The organism is Candidatus Laterigemmans baculatus (genome assembly GCF_010367455.1).
GTDB classification, from domain to species: Bacteria; Planctomycetota; Planctomycetia; order Pirellulales; family Pirellulaceae; genus Laterigemmans; species Laterigemmans baculatus.
Window position 1 is genome coordinate 25,038 of the sequence record NZ_WRPR01000030.1, and the last position, 22,351, is coordinate 47,388.

General features: G+C 66.0%; 13 protein-coding genes. 4 read left to right on the forward strand and 9 right to left on the reverse strand.

Translation table 11 applies throughout. From position 1 onward, the window contains the following. Nucleotides 1–309 precede the first annotated feature (309 nt). From ccsA to GNK13_RS06540, 5 genes are all read right to left on the reverse strand, one after another. Nucleotides 310–3,930 carry a cytochrome c biogenesis protein CcsA gene (ccsA, locus tag GNK13_RS06520; protein ID WP_164101703.1) on the reverse strand — a complete coding sequence of 1,207 codons (3,621 nt, stop codon included), beginning with the start codon at nucleotides 3,928–3,930 and terminating at the stop codon, nucleotides 310–312. A 43-nt stretch (nucleotides 3,931–3,973) separates the two neighbouring features. Next, the gene (locus GNK13_RS06525; RefSeq protein ID WP_164101704.1) at nucleotides 3,974–5,242 is read right to left on the reverse strand and encodes a hypothetical protein; all 1,269 of its coding nucleotides are present in this window, start codon (nucleotides 5,240–5,242) and stop codon (nucleotides 3,974–3,976) included. A 498-nt stretch (nucleotides 5,243–5,740) separates the two neighbouring features. Continuing rightward, nucleotides 5,741–6,064 (reverse strand): hypothetical protein, encoded by a 324-nt coding sequence (locus GNK13_RS06530; RefSeq protein ID WP_164101705.1) that lies wholly within the window; start codon nucleotides 6,062–6,064, stop codon nucleotides 5,741–5,743. 142 nt (nucleotides 6,065–6,206) lie between these two features. Beyond that, complete coding sequence (locus GNK13_RS06535; RefSeq protein ID WP_164101706.1) at nucleotides 6,207–7,646, reverse strand: helix-turn-helix domain-containing protein; 1,440 nt, start codon at nucleotides 7,644–7,646, stop codon at nucleotides 6,207–6,209. A 21-nt stretch (nucleotides 7,647–7,667) separates the two neighbouring features. Beyond that, nucleotides 7,668–8,045: a hypothetical protein gene (locus GNK13_RS06540; RefSeq protein WP_164101707.1), complete on the reverse strand. Its 378-nt coding sequence runs from the start codon at nucleotides 8,043–8,045 to the stop codon at nucleotides 7,668–7,670. A 486-nt stretch (nucleotides 8,046–8,531) separates the two neighbouring features. Here GNK13_RS06540 and GNK13_RS06545 point away from each other — a divergent pair, with 486 nt between their 5' ends. From GNK13_RS06545 to GNK13_RS06555, 3 genes are read left to right on the forward strand one after another with little or no spacing between them, the layout of a single operon-like run. Continuing rightward, nucleotides 8,532–9,905 (forward strand): MotA/TolQ/ExbB proton channel family protein, encoded by a 1,374-nt coding sequence (locus tag GNK13_RS06545; protein ID WP_164101708.1) that lies wholly within the window; start codon nucleotides 8,532–8,534, stop codon nucleotides 9,903–9,905. Beyond that, a complete protein-coding gene (locus GNK13_RS06550) occupies nucleotides 9,902–11,890 on the forward strand; it encodes a hypothetical protein (RefSeq protein ID WP_164101709.1) in 1,989 nt (662 codons plus the stop codon). The genes GNK13_RS06545 and GNK13_RS06550 overlap by 4 nt, the downstream gene beginning before the upstream one ends. After that, nucleotides 11,887–12,897 carry a hypothetical protein gene (locus GNK13_RS06555; RefSeq protein WP_164101710.1) on the forward strand — a complete coding sequence of 337 codons (1,011 nt, stop codon included), beginning with the start codon at nucleotides 11,887–11,889 and terminating at the stop codon, nucleotides 12,895–12,897. The genes GNK13_RS06550 and GNK13_RS06555 overlap by 4 nt, the downstream gene beginning before the upstream one ends. Nucleotides 12,898–13,216: 319 nt before the next feature. On the opposite strand, the gene GNK13_RS06560 is transcribed toward GNK13_RS06555, so the two are convergent. From GNK13_RS06560 to GNK13_RS06575, 4 genes are read right to left on the reverse strand one after another with little or no spacing between them, the layout of a single operon-like run. Beyond that, the gene (locus GNK13_RS06560) at nucleotides 13,217–15,961 is read right to left on the reverse strand and encodes a prenyltransferase/squalene oxidase repeat-containing protein (protein ID WP_235934854.1); all 2,745 of its coding nucleotides are present in this window, start codon (nucleotides 15,959–15,961) and stop codon (nucleotides 13,217–13,219) included. Nucleotides 15,962–15,985: 24 nt separating this feature from the next. Continuing rightward, nucleotides 15,986–16,408 (reverse strand): ExbD/TolR family protein, encoded by a 423-nt coding sequence (locus GNK13_RS06565; protein WP_164101711.1) that lies wholly within the window; start codon nucleotides 16,406–16,408, stop codon nucleotides 15,986–15,988. An 8-nt stretch (nucleotides 16,409–16,416) separates the two neighbouring features. After that, the gene (locus tag GNK13_RS06570; RefSeq protein WP_164101712.1) at nucleotides 16,417–17,475 is read right to left on the reverse strand and encodes a MotA/TolQ/ExbB proton channel family protein; all 1,059 of its coding nucleotides are present in this window, start codon (nucleotides 17,473–17,475) and stop codon (nucleotides 16,417–16,419) included. Between the two features lie 35 nt (nucleotides 17,476–17,510). Continuing rightward, complete coding sequence (locus GNK13_RS06575; RefSeq protein WP_164101713.1) at nucleotides 17,511–20,951, reverse strand: tetratricopeptide repeat protein; 3,441 nt, start codon at nucleotides 20,949–20,951, stop codon at nucleotides 17,511–17,513. 165 nt (nucleotides 20,952–21,116) lie between these two features. Between GNK13_RS06575 and GNK13_RS06580 the strand changes: the two genes are divergently transcribed. After that, complete coding sequence (locus GNK13_RS06580; protein ID WP_164101714.1) at nucleotides 21,117–22,085, forward strand: NAD-dependent epimerase/dehydratase family protein; 969 nt, start codon at nucleotides 21,117–21,119, stop codon at nucleotides 22,083–22,085. Nucleotides 22,086–22,351: the final 266 nt, after the last annotated feature.

Here is a 22,351-nt window from a genome sequence, read left to right on the forward strand (position 1 = left end):
CCTTAAGCCGACGGCGCTAGCCGCGGGTGCTGCAGCGGAAACCCCGGGGCTGCGAGGCCCGAGGCTAGCGCCTGCGGCTCACCCGAGGCTAGCGCCTGCGGCTCAAAAGACCGAAAACCTTGAGCCGACGGCGCTAGCCGCGGGTGCTGCAGCGGAAATCCCGGGGCTGCGAGGCCCGAGGCTAGCGCCTACGGCTCAAAAGACCGAACCCTCGGTTTCAGGCAACCGGCGCCCTCCCCGCTCGTTCCTCGCGACCCTCCCGGGGGGAGGGTGTCCGTAAATGTCAGCCTGGAAAGGCTAACGGACGGTTTACTTCGCTTCGCCCGACGGGCGGAGCAGGATGGCTCCGAGGATGATCAGCCCCAATTGGCTCGCCACGAACACGCTCAACAGCGCCAGCGCGCCGCTGGTGAACCCGTAGCTGTGCAGCCCGATGCCGAGCTGGTTGGTGCCGAACCAGCTCCACGCGGTGATGATGTTGCCGCCGATCGCTAGCAGGGCAAAACCGCGTTCGCGGACCATCCCGTCCCAGCGAGCGTGCAGCATCAACGCGTTCCACAGCACGATCAGCAGAGCGCCGTTCTCCTTCGGGTCCCAGCCCCAAAAGCGGCCCCAGCTGTCGTCGGCCCACAAGCCGCCAAGCACGGTGCCGACAAAGCTGAACAGGATCGCGAAACAGGTCACCCCGTAGATCATTCGGTAGACGTCGCGGGCCAGCGAGGTTTGGACCCCGGCGCGTCCAAGCATCCCAAACAGATAGACGATCCCCAAGCCGCCCGCTAAGAAGGTCGCCGCATAGCCGAGGGCGATCGTGATCACGTGCGTCCCCAGCCAGAACTGGGTGTCGAGCACCGCCTGCAGGACCGGCATCGTATCGCCCGTGTTCAGGAACCAGGCGACCATCAGCGAGAGCAATCCAGTCGAAGCGGCGATTACGTTGCCCACGCCGCGGCGATAAACCAGCTCCAACAGCAAACCGGCCAGCACTGCGGCCCAGCCGATGAAGACGGCCGACGAGTAGAGGTTGATCACCGGAGCTCGACCGGTGACGTACATTCGGGCCAGCAGCACGAACGTGTGCACGACGGCGACCACCGCCAGCCCGCCCCACACGCTCCAGCGAAGCCGCGGCAGGTCGATCATCAATCCCAGCAGCCCCAGGACGAGGAACAGCCCATAGAAAATCCGCGCCGTCACGGTCGGCTGGACCGCTTCGAGCCACCGCTCGACGCCGACCGCCGCCGGCCGGTAATCGCGCGGTTCGAGCTCCGCGACGACCGCCAAATGGCGGTCGACCGCTTCGTTGAACTCCTGCTCGTTCCCTTCGTTGTAATGCCGCACGATGGCCGAAAAGGTCTCGGTCCCCGGCGCCGCCGGCTCGCCCGTCACCGAGCTGATCGCATTGAAAAACAAACCGCTCGCCAAGGGCGTCCACGGCGGCACATCCTGGCTGGCCGAAGTCGTCTCGGCCGTCGGCGGGACCACTGCCGGCACCGGGGCTTCGCGGAGACTCGACATCTGCCGGGCGAGCAACATGAACTGAGCCTGCCGTTGCTGCTCGGGCGTCACGTTCGGGCCACGGAACTCTTCGGGAACCGACGGCAAGGCGGGTTCGCCAAACGCGATATCGACCATCCGATACGCGTTCAAACGGCTGGCCAACTCCATCAGTTTCTGTTCGGTGAAGGTCCGCTGTTCGGGCTCCTTGGCTTCGGCCGCTCGGAGCTGCGTCTGGAAATTCTCCAGCCCCGGAGCGAGTTCGGCGAGCGAGTAGAGCATGCTCCGCCGCCGCTTGATGCTGAATTCGGCGAGCACCTCGTCGGCTTCGATCCGGAACATCGGCAGATCGCGGAGCGCCGGATCGCCCGACGCGACTTCCAACAGCCACTGCAGCGCCGACAGCTTCGACGCGTCGCCGGCCCGAGCGATGATTTCACCGGGCGCTCCCGGCGACGACTCTTCGGCTTCCTCGAGCGGCAGCGACGTCTTGTTGCTAATCGCTCGCAACGTCTGGCGAGCGAAGGCGTCGAGCGGCATCACGCGTCCGCCATAGCGGGTGGGAATCTCACCAGCCCGGTAGAGATCAAACGCCTCCTGCCGCCTTTCGGGCCGCATCGCCATCGAGACGGCCGACCACGGCACCAGCGCAAGCGCTGCGAGCAGCGCCGCCAAGCCGGTCATCAGCACCACCGGCCACCGCCCCGAACCCGGCTTGGCCCCTTCGACCGGCACCCGCTTCGTCTCCCGCTCGCGACGCCCCAAGAAGCGATCGAGCGTGCCGGTGAAGTGGGCGATCATCCCCACCGCCACGACCATGCAAGCGATGTAGGGAATCATCCAACCGGAGTTCTTCACGACCTGAATGCCCGTCATCTCCTTGCCACCGGGCAACGGCTGGTAGCTCGACTGGTAAAACGTCTCGCCGCGATAGCGGAGCGGGTTGTTCATCCACACCCGCTCGTCGCGAACCTGGCCGGTCTCGGTGTCCACGAGCGTGATGAACGACGAGTAATCGCGGGGCGTGTCGGTGCCGCTGTAATTCACACGCCGCACGTCCTTGAGCTTCACCCAGTACGGTTTGGCAACGCGGCTGAATCGCAGCCCGAGATCAAACTCCTGCCCCCCGGCAGTGAACGAATCGAACATGTCCTGGCTCGAGCCGATCGCCAAAAATTGCCGGTCGTTGAGCAACTGCGAGACGAGGTACGTGCCAAGCGACTCGCCCGACTCCTTGTCGAGCAGCTCGACGTAGGCCGAAGCCAGATCGACTTCGCTGCTGACCCCGCCCGCACTGTCCTGGGGAACTGCGACAACGCGTTCCCCATTGCCGGTCGTGGCCAGATTCTCACCCTTCGCTTCACTCGACCGGATCAGGGTGCTGTTCGGAAAAAACTCGACCACCCGCACGTCGACTGGCAATCGCGCATCCCGCAGCGTCTCGCCGCTCTTGTGCAACCGCCGCAGAGTTGCTTCGGGAACCGCCGTGACCGCTTCGATTCCCTCTTTGGATCGATCGATCATCGCTAGCTCGAGGCGGTCCATGTTGACCAGCGTGTTGGTCGCTTCCCCCTCGACCAAGCTGAGCCGCTGCTCGAGTTGCTGGTCGCCGAACGCGAACTGGCCGATCATCAGCAACGCCACGCCGAAGTGCAGCAGCAGGTTGCCTCCCTGTTTGCCGAACATCAGCAGGCTGCCGACGAGCAGCACAGCGGCGACGATCGTACCTTGGATCAGCTGCCACGTGATCCGCAAGCTCGACGCGGACATTGAGAAATAGCCGAGGAGCGTGGCGACACCGAAGATGCCGGTGACCAGCGCCAACGAGCCCCAGATGATGCGCCAGCCGGTCCGCGGCGCGACGATCGCCCGGTAGACCGCCGCCACCCACAGGACCGCCATTCCTCCGACGAGTCCGCTCCACAGCGTTTGGTAGGAAATTGGCGGTTGGCCCTGCACGCCATCAGAGCTATGGCCGGCGGCGATCACGCCGTAGCACAACAGCAGCCCAAACAGGAACACGATCGCCCCGCCGAGCAGTCGACCGCCGCTGGCGCGGATGTGGAACCGCGTGACCTTGGCGGCGATCAGGTTCGCCATCAACAACACGCCGATCAATGCCCCGCCAGGAAATGGGATCACGCCCGGGATTGTCTGGTGGCGAATGAAAGCCTGCGGAACGAAGTCTTCCAACCGCATCGCCGCGATCCAGGAGGTGAAGTACCGCTGCTTCACCTCGACCATGTTCAGGTCTTCTTGGGCGAGCGTGCCGACCAGCACCAAGACGCTCGAGAGGGCAAACAGGACGACGGTCAGCTTCAGCGAACCGATCGCCGCCAGCGCTTGCCACGCCAGCGATCCGGCACGGAACTCCGAAGCGGCCTCCGGATCTCGTTCGACAGTCGACCAATCGTTGACGTTCGCTGTAGCCATGGTTTTTGTGCTTGCGTTTGCCCGCCCGATCTCCCAAGCGAGATCAGCGGTTCATCTGGAAAGATTCGAGAAATTGCCCGATCTCGTCGGACTGCTCGGCAACCGTTTCGGCATCGCCCAGCACTTTGATGAACAGGCTGCGACCTTCGTCCATGGGAACGATCGTCGCATCGATCGCTGAGGGATTTTCACCGCTGCCGGGCAGCAAAAATCGCTGGCCGGTCCGTCCATCGACCGTCACCTCCTGCGCTGCGTCGATCACTTGGTCGAGCAGCGCGTCGTCGACTCCGTCGGGGCGGATCTGTCCCAGCCAGCGGCGGACGTTGTCGCGAACATTCCCCCCGGCGGGCATCACCGTCAGCTCCGCTTGGCGATCCTCCGGACCGAGATTGAACGCGGCCCATCGCATCGCGCTCATCCTGCCCGGCCGCCAGCCCTCGGGAGTCTCGTACGTCAGCTCCTCGGTTCCGGTTTGCCCGCCCCCGTCGGGAGCCGATGCCCCGCCATCGGCCGACCCTCCTCCAGCGGCCGACGCCCCGCCAGCCGATCCGGGCGGGCCGAGAGGCATCTGCGGCGGTCCGCCTGCCGGAGTCCCACCAGCGAAGGGAGCTCCACCGGCGAAGGGAGCTCCGGCCATGCCCCCTCCCATGCCGCCCGCTCCCATACTGCTCGCTCCCATACTGCTCGCTCCCATACTGCTTGGGCCGCCGCCAAAGGCCCCACTCAAATCGACCCACATCGCGACTTCGCCCTCGGTGGGTCCCTCGCCGCTGGGCTGTTCAGCACCGCCGGCCTGTTCAGCACCGCCGGGTTGAGTGGCGAGCGGTTCGGCTGCGGCGAATGGTTCTTCCGACGGCTCCAGCCCCATTTGGCCTCGCCAGCGGTTGACGTTCATCGCCACCAGCTCGCCCCATTCGGCACCGCGGCCGAGCTGCGAGACGCTCATCTCCAGCGGCAATTCGCCTTCGGTGGGAATCTCGACCGTGGCGAACCGCATCGCGCCCCCTTCGCGCCGCGTCCACTCGGCAGGCAACTCGAGCACCGGCTCGCCCCCCTCGAACTGGACGTCGGCGATCCACGCTCGGACTTCCTCGACCACCGGTTCGACATCGTCCGCCGGTCCTACGATCTTGAAGAACCAGACTGCGTCGGCTTGGGGGACGATCGCTCCGATCATCCGCTGCTCGGTTTGCAATTCCTGAGGCGGACGCGTATCGATCTGATACTGGACGATGTCCGGCTCCCGCCCGCAGCCCACCGCCAGCAACAGAGCGGGAGCCAAGAGCAACGGCAGCAAGGTACGGGCGTTCATAGGGTGGTCGAGGCGTTCAGTGGGCGGAGCAAACGAAGCGCTGGAGCAGAACGGGAGAGGGATCTTCCCGATGCAGCGTCATTCTCCGGCGTTCGCAGTTGGGAACCCTTGCCGCAGGGTCCGAGGTGCAGCAGGGTCCAAAGTGCAGCAGGGTCCGAAGTGCAGCAGGATTTCGAGGCGGCCGGGGGGAGCGAAGGTGGGAATCGCAGGTGGGGCGGGACGCTCTCAGTATAAACGATCTTACGCGGCTGTCCGTACTCCTGTTTCCCGCACGGTGCAAAGAAGCGACAAATCACCACGGGGCGGGGCGGAGGCGGAAAAAAATCGTTTAACGGCAAGCCGAAGGCGTCGGTGTTTTAAAAGCAGTCGCCTTCGGCTTGCCGTTAAACGACTGTGCCACTAACCGCTGTGCACTGCAGAGGCTATGGGAACACCCAGGGAACCGGACGCTAGCGCGTTGCGGCTGATAAATAATTCGGGCTAGCGCGTTGCGGCAAATCAAAACCGCTGCCGCCACGAGGGCTTGGGGGCCGCGAGCCGCTCGGACGCTTCGGCGGGCGGCTCGGTGACGTCGATACTCTCGGCCGCGGAACGCGTTTCCTCGAGCGTTTCTTCTCGCAGCGAACCGGAGACCTTCGCCAAGCGGTCTTCCAAGGCCGCCACCCGATCGCTGAGCTCTTCGTTCCGCTCATCGAGCACCGAACTCCGCTGCCGCTCGGCTCGAAACTCGCCGATCAGACGGTCATTCTCCGATTGGTACTGTTCGAGTTTGCTGTGCTCGAGCCAACTGCAGCCGCCCGCCAGCACCAGGCCGCCCAGCAACAGGCCGCCCAGCAGAAGACCCCTGAAGAAAAGGCTGCCGAGCGCAGGAGCTCGCCGGGAACGGGGCTTGGCAGGCGTCGGTTTACGGGGGCGGGGTTGGCGATCCATCGCGCATCCATCCATGAATTTGCAGCGTCGGTGATTACTCGAGTCCGGCCATGCTGATCAAGGCGTCAGTCAATGAGCTGACCGGCGCGGCCGGTTCGCTGTAGGTCCAAAGGTTGCGGACCAGATCGGTCATCAGCATTCCGCCGATGCTCATCAGCAGCAGGATCCCGGCCAGGGCGACGACGCTCCACACCGAGAACGGCGTTTCGTACGCGACGGGGACCGCTCCCGCGGCGGCGACAGGCTCGCCACTCTGCAGCCCCATCCCCTCGTCGACAAAGCCTTCATCGACCAGCCCTTCGTCGGCCATCACCGCGCCGTCGTCGAGCAGCCCCTCGCCGGCGACGACCGAACCGCCCCCAAAAGCTGCATCACCGCCGAAAGCCGCATCGCCATAATCCACATCGCCGACAAAGGCCGCGGAATCCTCGACTTCGATGACTTGCGAGCCGCTTTCATCTTCGGCCTCCAGCCCGACCCCCGAAGGGGAGAGCTGGAATTCTTCGTCCGACTGGAAATCGACCAGCGAGCCGCTTCCACTTCCTCCGGCCGAAGGGGAGGAGCCGGCGTCGCCACCGAGGTCGAGCGCCGAGATGCTCGAACCGGCCAAGTCGAGCGGCTCGCTTTCGAGCGACAAGCCGCTGTCCGAGGGGCTCATCAAGTTGATGCCGCTGTCGCCGGCGATCGAGATATCGCTCCCGACGCCCGAGAGGACCAGATCGTCGTCGTCATCGTCCGCGATCACCAGGTCGTCATCTTCGCTGAGTGCATCGTCGATTCCACCGAGCCCCAGTTCGGGATCGCTGTCGCCGCGGACCAGGTCGCCCGTGCCTCCTTTTTCCTTGCCGGCCAAATCGATGTCGCCGAGCACGTCGGCGCTGGAATCGTGGAGCTGCAAATCGAGATCGCTGCCCGGTCCGGTGCCTCCGGAGCCGGAGGAAGCCAAATCTTCAGCGCCGACGACCGGACCGGTCGAACCTTCTTTGGGCTCGATGGCCGCTAGATCGAGCAGCCCCGATTCTTCGGGCGCGAGCGACAAATCTTCGTCCCCCTCTTCGACCGCCTGCGGCTCGCGTTGCTCCTCCCCGGCCGATCGGCTCGGGACAACCTGCACGTCGCTGCCATGGCCTTGGCGGGCCACCAGCTGGACGTCGCTGTCGGCCGAGGGGTCGATCCCCGACGTCGATTCTTCCTTGTCGCCGCCGATGATCTTGCTGCCACCCTCGCGGATTGCCGAACCGACCTGCTGTTCGCTGACCAGGATCGAGGATCCCCCCGGCATCCCTTCGTCATCGGCGAGCACGTTGATGCCGCTCTCGGCGAGCAGCCGGTCGACCTCGTCTTGCGGAAATTTCCAGCTCGCCCCATCTCGGAAACCGCGAATCTCCCCCTGCGAGCGCATCTCGACCAAGCGGTCGGGAGAGAGCCCAAGGATCTTTGCGGCTTCATCTAACGAGAGGTAATTGCTGGCCATCGGTCGGAACCTGACTCGGTTTTAACGTGGTTTTAAACGGCCGATCTCGGCCGGCGTCGGGTCCATGACGTTGTACTGGACGGAAAAATCTTGCTGGAGCGGTCGTGAACTGAGCAGCCGAATTTGGCCTTTCGCGTCCACCGCGTACACCGCCATCCAACTGTGCCGCGAATCGATAAGTGTCACCATCTGCCCCCCCGCGGCATCGGGGGAAGCGAAGCCTAGCATTCCGTCGGCCACGGCCATCGGTGTGACGACCGGCGGCGATTTCGCTGCCGATGTCGCCTTTTCCAATGGTGAACCCTGCGGAGGAGCTTGCCCGGTCCCGGTCGAATCGACGACAAAGACGAGCAACCACCCCCCCAACATGGCGGCCCCGAGCATCCGTGAACGGCCCATGCGATTTGCCCCTGCGGTCCTGCGGAACACCTGTATTCTAAAAGCTGACTTAGCTCATTCAAGCATTTTGCCAAACTGGGCGGACTTTGCCCGAGCAAAACAACCGGAAAAGACGCTCCATCCGCTTTAGCCGACAACCCTCTCGTCCACCCCCAAGCCTAGTTCAGCAATTCGCGCAAAGCCAAGAGCAGAAGAAGGCAACCGGTCTCCGGGAGCCGGGAGCCGGGAGCCGGGAGCCGGGAGCCGGGAGCCGGGAGCCGGGAGCCGGGAGCCGGGAGCCGGGAGCCGGGAGCCGGGAGCCGGCCACCGGACACCGGACACCGGACACCGGCCACCGGACACCGGACACCGGCCACCGAACACCGGACACCGGACACCGGACACCGGACACCGGTTCCTCTTGACCGCGAGGTCGATTTCTCGGCACCCTCTGCGGCGGTCGTTCCTTCACGCTCGCTCTGCACCACGCCGCGAGGGCTGCTCACCATGCTCAACCGTTTCTCCGGGCTCGCTCTGGCCGGCGTCTTCTACGCGGTCGTGTTCGCGGTCCCGGTGCCGAGCCTGCAGCGATACTTTCTGGGACACCCGATCGCCGTCGCCACGACCGTCCTGTTCTGGATGGCGGTCGCCCAGCTCGGCTCCCGCTACGCTCGCATGCAGCGCGGGCACCGCCAGATGGACGCGGTCAGCGATCGCGATCTGCTGCCCGAATCGCTGCACGCTCTGGCGGGCCTCGACACGTTGCCGGCGACCGAAGCGTCCGCGGCCCGACCGCTGCTCGAACGGCTCGACGCCTGGCGGAACCACTTGGCCGAACTCCCGGCGAGCGTGGCGGCGACTCCGTTGGCCAATCGCCTTGCCGGGCTGCTCGACGCCCAGCGTCGGCGGGGCCACGCGCGGCAGCTCAGCGAGGACATGCGGGAAGCGGCCGACCGGGCCGCCGACGGTGACCACGACGCCCTGCAGCTCGTGCGGATCATCGTCTGGGCGATCCCGATGCTTGGCTTCCTCGGCACGGTGATCGGGATCACCGAAACGCTCGGCGGACTCGACTTCACCGACGGAACGGCCGCAGTCGATCGCCTCAAGGCCGGGCTGTACGTGGCCTTCGATACCACCGCGCTTGGAATCGTGCTGAGCGTGATCGCGATCTTCTTGCAGTTTCCGATTGAGAAGTCGAGTCGGCGATTGCTCGAGCGGATCGACGCCCGGGCCGGTGAGCTGCTCCCAGCGGTCCTTGCCGAAGCCGAAGAGGCAGCGGCGGAAGATCCTTTTCGGGCGATCGCCCAGATGTCGGTGGAGATCCGCCGCGCGGTCGAATCGTCCGTCCAGCTCCAAGCCGAACTGTGGCGGCGAACGATCGACGAGGCCCATGGCCACTGGCATCAAGCCGCCGCCGAGGCCGGAACGCAGCTCCGCGAGGCGCTCCACGAGACGCTCGGCGATTCGCTCGGAGAGACGCTTCGGCAGCACACCGCCAGTTTGCGGCAAGCCAATCGCGAGGGAGCCGACGCAATCGATCACCGCTGGCAGCAGTGGCAGACGGCGCTCAGCGACAACGCGCGGATCCTCCTGTCCCACCAAAAAGCCCTGCTCAGCCAAAGCGAACTGCTCGCCGAAAGCCACTCGCGAGCCCACGAACTCGAGCGGCTGCAGGGGACGCTCGACCAGAACGTGCGGACCCTGGACGTGTCGGTCGAGACGCTCGATCGGACGCTGCAGGGCGTTGCTGGAGCCGCCGGGATGGCTGACGCGATGCGGATCTTGGCTCGTGCGGTCGATATCCTCGCAGCCCGGCTCCCGGCGGCGGTCGCGAGCGAGTCCGAAGGCCGGGTGGCAGCACGGAGAAAGGCGGCATGAGCCGTCGCTCGCGCCACGCGCTGGCACCCAACCTGTTCCCCTTCCTCGCGGTCCTGGTCTGCACCATGGGCACGCTGATCCTGCTCCTGGCGCTCGTCGCTCAGAAAGCCAAGGATTCGGCCGCGCAGATCGCCCACTCGCAGACCCAGGCGGCCAAGCTGCAAACCGAGGAAGAACAGTGGCGGGCCGAGGAGCTGCAGAAGCTGCGGGCGCGGCAAACCGCCGAGCTCGAGAAGCGGCGGAGCGAGCTCGCGCACCTCGAAGCCCATCTGCGGCGGCTCCGCCAAGAGCTGGCTGAATTGGCGGACGAAGCGGCCGCGGCCGAGCGTCCCTCGGACGCCACGACCGCACAGGCCGAAGCCCGCTTGGTCTCGCTCCGCTCGCGGGTCGCCGAGGAGAAACAGCGGCTCGAAGAGCTCCAGCAAGCCCAGAGCGGCCGACCGCCCCGCGTCGTGATCGTCCCCTACCAAGGCACCCACGGCACCGACCGCCGACCGGTCTACGTCGAGTGCACCGATCAAGCGGTGATCATTCAGCCCGAGGGTGTGCGGATCACGGCCGAACATCTCGAAGGTCCGCTCGGTCCCGGAAACCCGCTCGACGCCGCCCTCCGCGCGGTCCGCGACCATTGGCAACAGACCGACCCCGAATCGCCTCCCCCCTACCCGCTGCTGCTGGTTCGCCCCGGCGGAATCCACGCCTATGCCGCCTGCCGGATCGCAATGACCGCCTGGGACGACCAGTTCGGCTATGAGCTGATCTCCGACGACCTGCGGCTCGGATTCCCTGAGGCCGACCCCGAACTGCACGACAAGCTGGTGCAAACGATCCACCAAGCCGTCCTCCGCCAAAAAGCCAAAATCGCCGCAATGCCCGGCCGCTACGGCTCACTCAGCCGCGAAGCCGTCGCCGCAAGCAACGGCCAACTCGGCCCCGGCGGCGGGCTCGAACCGGGCAACCTGAACCGCCAGGCACCCACCGCCGGTTCCAGCAACCTGAGCCGCAAGGCGCTAGCCGCGGGTTCCGGAACCGCCAACGGCCAGGAACCCACCGCCGGTTCCAGCAACCTGAGCCGCAAGGCGCTAGCCGCGGGTTCCGAAACCGCCAACGGCCAGGAACCCACCGCCGGTTCCAGCAACCTGAGCCGCGAGGCGCTAGCCGCGGGTTCCGAAACCGCCAACGGCCAGGAACCCACCGCCGGTTCCGCCGAAGCAAACCGCCACAGCCTCGCCGCGAGTCCAGCCGGTTCGGCGCCCCAAACCGGCCCGGGGCTAGCGCCCACGGCTCAAGAATCGGGCCCGGGGCTAGCGCCCACGGCTCAGGGCGACCGCAGCGAGGGGAACATCGCGGGCGACGTCTCCAATCCGCTCAGCGGCGATGGGGGGACCGAAACGGAAGGGCAAATCAGCGGCGGAGGGCAAGGCAGTGGAAGCGGGAGCAGCGCATCGTCGCAGACGCCACCCTCCGGAGTGAACGCTGCGGCCGGTGCCGCAGCCCCGCCGGTCGGCTCGCCGATGCAAACGCCGCCACCACCCGACCCGCACGCAAAAATGTTCAGCGAGGCGGCCGAGTCTCCGAATTTTCAAGCCAGTCGCCGTGGCTCCGACGCGGATCAACCTCCGGAGTTGCATGCGGGTAACGATTGGGCGTTGCCGGCTTCGATGAGTGGTCGACGAGGCACCTCGATCGTTCGCCAGATGCGGCTGCAGTGTGAGCCCGACCGGTTCGTTCTGCTGCCGGCTGGCCGCAGTAATGGCGAGCCGCGCATCATCGCGGTCCGCGACGAGGACGTTCAGCAAGCGGTCGTGGAACTCGGCGCGGCGCTGCGGGAACGCGTCGAGAGCTGGGGCTTGGCGATGCAGAACGGCCGCTGGGATCCGGTGCTGGTAGTCACCGTCGCCGCGGGTGCCGAGCGCCGCTTTGAACAGCTGCAGACCCTGCTCCGCGGCAGTGGCGTCCGAGTCGAGCAGGAGAAGCCGCAATGAGCCGCCGCAAACGAGCCGTCCTGGAAATGGGGCATGATTCATTCCTGGACATCATCGCCAACCTCGTCGGGATCCTGATCATCCTGGTCGTGATCCTCGGAGCCCGTTCGCGGGAAGTCGCCGAAGAGGCGGTGCGGGAATCGGCCACCGCTTCGGCCGAAGCGGTCGAGCTGCGAAAGACGATCCAGCGAGCCGACGCGGTCGCCGAAAACGTCCTGCAGCTCAACCGTGACCTCACCGGCTACAACGTCGAGCTGCTCAGCCGCCGCCAGGAACGGGCGGTGCTGATGGACCTGCTGGCCACGGCTCGCGAGCAATGGGAAAAGAAGCAGGCGACGCTCTCGGACGCCGAACGGCAGGCGGCAGCCCTGGCGGCGGAAGCGGCGAAGCGGGAGAAGGAATTAACCGACTTGCTGGGTCAGCAACAGCGACTGGAGGGCGAGAAAGATCCCGTCGTGACGCTCGAGCATCTGCCGAGCCCGATGGCCAAAACGGTCTTTGGCGAGGAAATCCACATGCGGCTTGAAGCGGGGCGGCTGTCGGTCGTCCCGATCGAACTGCTGATCGAAGCGATCCGCGAAGACTTTCGCCGCGCCGCCGGCGGCGCCCGCTCCGGAACGTCCGAGTCGTTGGTCGGACCGATCCGTGGCTACACCGCACGCTACGAAATGGAGCGAAGCCGCACGACGGTCAATCGCGGCGGTTCGGTCGGCCTCGCCACCCGGCTGGAACTGGTCTCGATGACGATCGAGCCGACGCCCGGGCTGGTGGCGGAACCGGTCGAGGAAGTCCTCCGCAGCGAGCGGTCCTTGCTGGACATCGAACTGGCGGGCCGCGAACCGACGACCACCACCGTCACGGTCTGGGTCTACCCCGACAGCTTTGCCGAATTCCGGCAGATCAAAGAGCATCTCTACAAACGGGGAATCGCCACCGCCGCCCGGCCGCTCCCCAAGGGGCACCCGATCAGCGGAGGCCCGCAAGGCTCCCGAAGCGCCGCCCAATAAAAGTCGCGAATTCCTGCGGGGGCCACGCGCTCGAGTTGGGGCCACGGAAGGACACAGAAAAGCACGGAAGAGGAAGGAGGATTTGGTGTCTTTCTTCCCTTTGGTTCTTCGCCTCTTTCCGTCTTCTTCCGTCTTCTTCCGTCTTCTTCCGTCTTCTTCCGTCTTCTTCCGTCCTCTTCCGTCCTCTTCCGTGTTTCTTCCGTGTTTTTCCGTGGCCCGTGTTTTTCCGTGGCCCGTGTTTTTCCGTGGCCCGTGTTTTTCCGTGGCCCGTGTTTTTCCGTGGCCCATGTTTTTCCGTGGCCCCCCGAGCGCACGAAATTCACTTGGCCGTGTCTTCGTAGATCGGCAGATGGCGGTAGTAGACTTCGAGGCTGAGCAGGTTCATCGCCGTCACGTACAGCCTTCCGGCATGCGGTCCCCAGCGGTCGGGGATCGGGAGCTTGGGGTTCCAGCTTCCGGCGGCGGGCCCTTCCCGGACTTGGCTCGAAACCAACAGCGGGCTGAGTTGGTTGTTCCAGTTCTCCCAGTGCTCGCCCTTCATGTGAAACATCACTTGCGTCGCGTAGTACCAGTAGTAGGTATCGCGAGCCGGGCTGCGTGGCGTGCCGATGGCTGGCGGGTTCTCGGCGAGATAGTCGGCCCCGCGCTGCATATCGAGGTGCTCGCGGGTCCAGCCTCCATAGAGCCGAGTCAACAGCCCCACGGCAGTCATCGAGGGAGAGACGACGCGGCCGTGCCGCTGGGCCGGCGTGTTGGCGGCGTACGGGTTGTAGCGGTAGCGCGAGCCGCGGACGGCCCCTTCCTGAGCGACCGCCAACCAGTTATCGATCCCCGCGTAGGTCGACTCGGGCACTTCCAAGCCTGACAGCTCGCCACTCTTGAGGGCCATCATCATCCACCCGGTGACGCTCGTATCGCTGCTCGACCGCGGCAGGTATCTCCATCCGCCGTACCGCGGATGTTGGGTGGTGACGATGAAGTTAATCGCCCGCTGAGCCGGCTCCCGGAGCTCCGGATCGCGGGTCATGCCGTACGCTTCGCCGAGCGCCAGCGCTGCGATGCCGTGGCTGTAAAACCAGGCATTGCGGTTCGAGGCGTCATCCTCGGGCCGGAACAGGTCGCCGTTGCTCCGCTGGATCCGGAGCAAAAATTCAAGTCCGCGGGCGACCGTCTCGGCGTACTGATGTTGCTTGTGCGTGTAGCCGGCTCCCTGGAACGCGAGCAGGGCCAGCCCAGTGGCGGCCGTGTCGCTGCGGATCTGAATCTCCTCGCCATGTCCCTGCAGCGACCAACTGCCGTCGGGATTTTGCCGCTCGGCCAGATAGGCCAAGCCGCGTTCGATCGCCTCCTCGGTCTGCGGCCCCACTGCGCCGACCGGAGCCGGAGGACCTCCCCCTTGCGTCCGCATGGCGCGGCGCTCGAAGGGCCGCACCGCCGTGACTTCGCTGCCGGCCGGCGTCATCGGACCGCCCCGTTGGCGACGACGATCCGACGGGGGACTCAAATCCGCCGCGGCGACTTCGGGCAGCGCGTCGGCCAGCGCCAGCCGGTCGCGGCGATTCATCCCCTCGGGCCCTCCGGCGGGTCCCGGGTCGAGCCGCGGATCGATCGCCGCCGGTCCGCCGAGCATCGTCGGATCGGTCCCCGCCAGTCCCGTCGCCCCCATGCCGATGGCGTTTGCATCGCTCTGGCCGAGCCGATCCTGAGGGGCGGCCTCGCCGGGCGCCGAGCTCGCGCCGGTCCGCGGAGTGCCGCTGGGAGTGACCAGATCGGACAGGTCGGGTCCCTCGAGCGCCGCTTCGGGAAGATCGCTCGGGCGACGGCCACGCCCGCGACGCTCTTCGACCGCCAACGATTCTCCGCCCGCCGTGATCCGCGGCCCCCCTGCCCTCGCCTGGTCGCTGCGGGCCAGCGGGGCATCAAACGCTCCGCTCGGAGCGATCGCGGCGATCGCACCGGTGGCGTCGGAGGATTGCTCGAGCGTCGCTCCGCTGGTCGGCTCCCGCGGTCCCAGCGGCGTTGCCCGATCGCTCAGCTGGTCGAGGGCTGTCGGAGCCTCGCGGGCGATCCGCATCGCAGGAGGCGTCGGTGCGGCTCCGGCCGGAGCTTGCCGCACATCGCGACGAGTCCGCGAAGGCTCGGCGAGCTCAGCGGCCAGCTCTCCGACTCGCGGCAGCCCACGATCGATGCGTCGCTGGACCGGAGCCGGCTGAACCGACTGCAGCGATGGCTCTGGCTGCATCGTGGGGGCCTGCTCCGCCGCCGACATCCGCAGCTCGATTTCGGCCGGCCGCGTCCGCTGGCTCGCCGCCGGATCGTCGATTTGCCGCTCCGGGGCCGCCGCCTCAGGGATCGAGGCGATCGCGACTTCGGGGACTTCGAGCGAGAGTTCGACCTGGGGCGAGCGGCGGAGGTCCTGTCGAGGCAGCGGCGGAGCGGACGATGCGGGGCTCGGCATCGCCACCGCTTCGCGTCGCGGCGGGCTCGGCGGCGGCTGTTCGACTTCCTGCAACCGCGGCTGCTCGCGCGGCATCTCGAGCAGCTCGGCAGCTTCCTCGGCTGGCGAGACCCGCCGCTCCTCTTCGGGCAGCACCCGCGAAGCCGTGGCGGCATCGACCGGTCGCGCCCAATCGGGCTTCTCCTGCGAAGCGACCGAGCGATTGAACAGATAATCGGGAACGGTTTTGCGAATCGGCGTCCGGACCGGTTCGGTTCCGGGCGTCGCCGCCGGCCAGTACTGGCTGAAGATGATCACGTTGAAGGCGGCGATCACCAGCAGCAAATGGACGAGCACGCTGGCTAAAAACCCGAGCTGCATCGACCGCCGCACGAACCGCGAGGCGACGCTCCGCAGCAGCACCGAAAAGGCGACCACGATGACCGGAACGCCGATGAAGTACGTCCAGGCGCTGTACAGAGGCCGCGGGTCGTCGATCCGCAGCCGAGTCGCCACGGTGTACAAGACGATCCCGCTGAGGGCGGCCAGCGCGAGGTCCATCGGCCACATTCGCTCCATCGCGCGATCATCATCGCGGGGCAGAATTTGGCCTAACGGTCGAGGCATCGCTGGTTGGCCGCGGCCGCCCCTTTAGGCGCCGGGCCCCTCCTGAGTGGTCACGGTATATTCGGCCACGCCGCTGCGGTTGCACAGATCCATCACGAACACGACCGGCTGGAACGGGACTGCCGCGTCGGCGCGGATGACGACCAGCTGATGGACCGGATTGTTCGCCACCGCCCGCCGCAGCACTCCTTCGAGCTCCTCGGGCGTGACCGCTTGGCCATTGGCGTACAAGTTCCCCTCGCGATCGATGTCGACCGTTATCTCCCGCGGCCGCTCGGTCATCGGCGTGGCGCTGGTCGCCACCGGCAGCTCGATCGGCAACTGACGCTCCTGTTCGTCGAATTTGCTGGTCACCAAAAAGAAGATCAGCAGCAAGAACACGACGTCGATCAGGGGAGTCAGGCTGAGAGTCCCCGCGGCGGCCGATCGTTTGATGGTTACGCTCATGCCTTCACTCAGCGGCTGGTCGCTGCCGGTTTGCCGCCCCCGCCGCGGGATCGAGTTTCGCTCTCCCCTCGCCCGAGCCCCGTGCCGGTTGGCGTGCCGGTTGCCGTGCCCGTGGCTGGCGGTGCGGCCGCGGCAACGGACGGCGACGTTCCCCGCTCGGTCGGCGGCGTGATCGGCTGCAAACGGGCGTCAGCATCCATCCGCATCCGGCCTTGAAACCGTTCGAGCGCCGGAGCGATCGTGAACGCCAGCTCTTCGATCCGGTGAAAGATCTTGACCAACCGGTTCTCGAGATACTGGGCGATAATCGCCGCGGGAATCGCCACCGCCAAACCGGCTAACGTCGTGACCAAGGCGACGTAGATCCCTTCGGACAACTGTTCGCTCCGGCTCCGATCGGCCGTGAGCGCCGAAGAGGTATGGAAGGCGACGATCATCCCCCAGACCGTTCCGAGCAGCCCCATCAGCGGCGTCGCGGCGGCGGCCAGATTCAGCCAGCGGATGGGGCCAGCGTGCCCGTCGGCTTCGCGCTGCGCCGTGTCGCTGCCGGCCCGCTCGATCTCGTCGAGCGGCCGTCCGGTTCGCATCAGCATCGCGGCGATCACGTTGGCCGCCGCCGAACGATGCTCCAGGCAAGCCTGAAACGCCGCCTCGGGATCGAACTCCGCCCCGCCATCGTTCATCAACTCGTCGAGCCTCCGCACGAGCTTGCGTGGCAGCATTCGGCGGCGGCGGAAGCTGAGCATCCGCTCGACCGCCAGCGTGACGACTAGCATGCTCATCACCCCGATCGGCCACATGAAGTTGCCCCCCTGGCCGATCAACGTGATCAAGTCGATTCCCGAGGGAGCCCTCACCGATTCTTCACCGGCCGCTCCCTCCAGGGCCGGATCGGGCTCGGGGTTAGCCAGCGCCCGCAGCTCCGCCTCGTCGGGATCGAAATCGGTGGCCCAGGGCGGGGGACCCACCGGAGGTGCCGGTGCCTGAGCGGCAGCCGAGGCTCCCCAGCCCCCCAGGCTCGCGCTCGTCACGATCAGAACCACCAGAGCTACGGGTCTCACGCTCATTCTCCGAATCGAATTCGGGCGGTCAGTACTCGCGCTCATAACCGCTCGAGAACGTCGACCCGCTCCTGTGCTTTAGCCGCCAACTCATGCTGAGGAAAGCCGTCGATGACGAACTGGTAGTAGCGTTCGGCTAATTCGATCGCCTGCTGCCGCCGCTCTCCCTGGTTGTTCTGGATCAGCAGCTCCGCACAACGTCCCGCCTCGAAGCCGCTTTTCACTTGCCATTGGCGGATCGCTTCGGGAGCTTTTTCCGCGCCGAAGCCATACATCACGCGTTTGAACTCGGGGATCGCTCGGGCGAGATCGCGGCGTTTGAAGTAGATCTCTCCCATCATGAAGCGGGCTTGTGCGGCGAACTCGTCTCGGTAGTTGTCCGCCACCTCGGCATAGAATTTCAAGGCCTGCTCGTCGTCCTCGAGCTGCTGATGGGCGAATCCGGTCGCGTAAAACACCTGCGGCAGGTAGCTCGAGGTCGAGTAGCGGCTCCGCAATTGGTCGTACCAGGTGAGCGCCTCCTGCCATTTTCCGAGCTGTCCCGCGCTTTGGCCACCGTGCAAAAACACCAACTCGCGAACTTGTTGTTCGGCCGGGTCGGAGAATTTGCGGCCCTCGCCATCGTGCTCGAGGATCCATGAGCGGGCCTGCTCGTACGCAGCCAAGGCCGCTTCGTAATTCTCCGCCTTGAAGTGGCTTTCGCCCTGCATCATCAGTGCATCGAGAACCAGTTTGCCTTCGGGGGCCTTGTCGAGTTGGCGGGCAAAGACCTCGATCGCCTGGTCATACTCCTGCTGCTGGTAATGGGACCAACCGAGTCGGTAGAGCGCCTTCTCGAGCAGCTCCGGATCCTCCGCCCGCTCGGCCGTGGTGCGATAGGCATCGGCCGCGGCGGTCCAGTCCTTTTCCGCATACCGTTGTTCGGCGACGAAGTAGCTCGCCTCGGCCACCTGCGCGGATTCTGGGAACTGCGAGACCAGCTTGGCGAACTCGGCCGCCGCGTCTTCCGCTCGATCGGCCTCGCGAAGAGCCCAGGCCAATTCGTAGCGGACGCTGGCCAAGGCGGGATAGTCGGGGACTTCGGCGACGAGTCGCTGGAGTTTCTCCACTGCCTCACCGGGCTGTTTCCGCTCGCGGTCGATCATCGCCAATTCGTAAAGCGCGTGACCGAGATTCATGCCCTCGGGAGACTGCTCCATGAAAGCCTGCAGATCTTCGCTGGCCGAATCGTTCTTCCCCAGCCGCCGGAGCGTGATTCCGCGGGCCAACCGCGCGTCGTCGGCGAGCGGATGTTTGGGGAATTCCTCAAGTAGCGAGTTGAGCGGCTCGAGCGCCGGCTCGTACTCCTTCAGCTGCAGCAAGCTCCAGCCCCGCCCGTACAGAGCGAACGGCCGCAGCCCGGGCTCGGCCCCCTCGCGGAGCAATTCGCTGTAGAGCTTCACTGCCTCGGACATCTCACCGGCATCGGAGGCCTGCTGAGCCAACTGGTAACGCGCCTGATCGGCCGCACGCGTATCGGCGAAATCGGTGACGATCCGCTGCCAGGTTTGTTTGGCTGCCGCCCCGTCGTCGGCCGCTCGCTGGGCCAGCCCGAGCCGCAGCAACAATTCGGCGGTTCGTGCAAATTGCGGATCGGCGGCGAGCCCCTGCTCGAACGCGATGACCGCCTCGGCGGGCCGCTGCGAAGCGAGGTAGCTGGAGCCGATCAGGAACTGCGCTTCGGCCTTCTGCGGAGCCTGGGGAAGCGTCTCAAGGTTCTGCTGAAGCTGCTCGATCGCTCGGTCGTACTCTCCGGCGGCGAGCGCTGCCGAAGCAGCACGCAGCACCCACAGCGGCCGCTGCGGATTCTCGCTGGCCGACTCGAGCAGCGCGGCGTACTGATCGCTCGCCGCTGCTGGGTCGCCAGCCATTAGGTGCGCCTCGGCAGCGATGTACTGCATGTCGGGAGCGAGCGGATCTTCGGCAAAGCGTTTGGTGAAAGCGGCCGTGAGCTCCAGCGACTTGGCGGGTTGGCCCAGCTGCAGCGCGGTGAACGCGGCGTTGTAGAGCGTCCGAGGGGCGAGCGGGTCGTCCGGGGCGTCCTGGAGAATCTGCTCGAACTCCGCCAACGCCTGCTGCTGTTTTTCGGGCTGCATCGAGAGCGCTTCGGCGGCGTCCAAGCGGAGCGTGGTTTGGTACGGACCAGCCGTCCCTTTGGCGATCTGCTCCCGCGCGATCTGCTCGGCTTGCTCGACGCGACCCTCCCGCAGCGCCAGCACCGACAACCAGTGGGCCGCCTCGGTCGCCGCCGAACGATCGGCCCCCGCCTCGTCACTCTGATTGTCGACGACCTTTTGGAATCGCTCGGCCGCTTCGGCCAACTGACCCGCACGGTAGTAGCTCTGAGCCGCCGCCAGCAGCGCCGAAGCCGCGTAGGGCGACTCGGGGAATTGCTCGATCAGTGACTCGTAAGCCGCGGCCGCCTCGGCAGCCCGGTCCATCTGCGTCAGCACGTACGCGCGGCGGTAGATCGAGCGAGCCAGCTCGGGCCCGCCGGCGACGATCGCTTCGCTGAACGCCTGTTCGGCTTCGGGATATTTTTCCTGCAGCACCAGCAGATCGGCCAATTGAAGCCGTACCGCCGAGGCCAGCGAATCACTCCCGCACGTCTCGAGCATGCTGCGGTAGGCGGCGGCCGCTTGGTCGTACTCCTTCAAATCTTCCAGCGCCAAACCGCGGGCGTACATCGCATCGCACCGCAGCGCCGACTCTTCGGCGAGCGACGATTTGAGCAGCCGATCGTAGTACCGCAGCGCCTCGCGGGGCTGGTCGAGCGCGTAATGCGCTTCACCACTGTAAAAGAGCGCCCGGTCGGCAAACCGCGAGCGGGGGAACTCCTGCATCAGTTGTTTGTAGGCCTCGATCGCTTTGCCGAGCAGCTTCGCGTCGGGCGACTCTGGATCGCTTCCCGCCGCGTACCGACACCACCCGAGGTTCGACAAACTCTCCTCGCGAAGCCCGTATTTTTGGTCCTTCAGTGCCCGCTCAAAAGCCTCGGCGGCCGCCTGGTGGTTCGGCGTGGGCAACTGCATGTAGCAGACCCCCAGGTAGTGCGCCGCTTTGGGAGCGAGCGGGTCTTCGGAGAATTCGCTCAGGAATTCCTGCCAGGCCTCGATCGCCAACTCCAATTCGCCGTTGGTTTGGAAGTTGGCCGCATCGGCGTACTGGGCGAGCGCTGCGGGGTTTTCGCTCGCCTCGGCTGCCTCACTCGCTTCCGCGACCCCGGTCGCTTGCGGGGGCGTTTGGGCTGGGGCCGGGTCGTCCTGGGCTGCGAGCCGAGCCGACCCGAGCAGGCTCAGGCTGAGGGCGAGTCCAGCGACCGCCACGGAGCGTGGCGAGAACCAGGTGGGCGAGCGAAAGCGCAGCCGACGGTCGGCCTGCGAGAGTCGAGTCCGAAACATCACCAGCACTGCTATCATTCCCTCGATTTGAGGATGGCTCACGGTCGACAATTTTTTCGTTAGGCTTTTCCGACAGGCGTAGTCTACCGGTGCCCCGACACAGCGGAAAGGATTGACGCTCCGACGCCCCCCGCGACCAGGCCGACTCGCCCCCGCGATTCTCTTCGGCGCTCCCCGCTCGCTCCTCTCTCCAGCAAAAGCATTCGCGTGAAAACAACGCTCGTTACCGGCGGTGCCGGCTTCATCGGATCGTATCTAACCGAACGCCTGCTGGAGCGGGGGGACCATGTCGTCGTGGTCGACGACCTCTCGACCGGGCGGAGCGACAACTTGGCCGCGATCCGCTCCCATCCGCAGCTCGAGTTCATCGAGGGGACGATCGAGGATCCGGAGTTGACCGCCGAGTTGGTCGACCGGGCCGACGAGGTGTACCACATGGCTGCCGCCGTCGGCGTGGCCTTGATCGCCGCGCAGCCGATCCGCACGATCGAACGTAACATCTACCCAACGCAGCTGATCCTCGATCGGCTCGGTGCTCGGGCCGCGGCCGGGGACAGCGTGCGGTGCTTTATCGCCAGCACCAGTGAGGTCTACGGAAAGAATCCGAAACCGGTTTGGAACGAGGAAGACGATTTGGTCTTTGGCTCGACGACCCGCTGCCGGTGGAGCTATGGAGCCTCCAAAGCGATCGACGAATTTCTCGCTCTCGCCTTCCACCGCCAGCATCGCTTGCCGGTCGTCATCGGACGCTTTTTCAACGTCGTCGGACCGCGGCAAACGGGTGCTTACGGAATGGTGCTGCCACGGTTCGTCGACGCCGCCCGCCGCGGTGATCCGCTCGTGGTGCACGACGACGGCCGCCAAGTCCGTTGCTTTGCTCACGTCGCCGATGTGGTCGGAGCGGTGATAGAACTGGTGGCCAACGAAGCGGCGCACGGACGGGTGTTCAACATCGGTAGCGACCGCCCGGTGTCGATCCTGGAGCTGGCCGAAATGGTCCGCAGCCGCGTCAACCCTGACACCACGATCCGCTTCCAAAGCTACGCCGACGCCTACGACGAGAGTTTTGAAGACATCCGCCGCCGCGTCCCCGATCTAACGCGGATCCGCGAGACGATCGGCTACCAACCGAAATACGACCTCGAGGAGATCATCGACAGCGTGGCGAAGCGGTAAGCCGCTAATAAACAGAAACCCTCCCCCCGGGAGGGTCGGGCTCTCAGGCCCGGGGAGGGCCAGCGGAATCTGTTCGCGCTTCGGCCTCTGCGTCGCGGATCGCCCTCCCCGCTCGTTCCTCGCGACCCTCCCGGGGAGGTCGTGCAGTTTTTAGCCCCCTCTCCCCCGAAGAGAATCGCGGCAATCGCTTGACCTTCACCCCCAAACATTTTCGCGATTCTCTTTGGGGGAGAGGGTTGGGGTGAGGGGGTCTAAGCGGCCGGCTA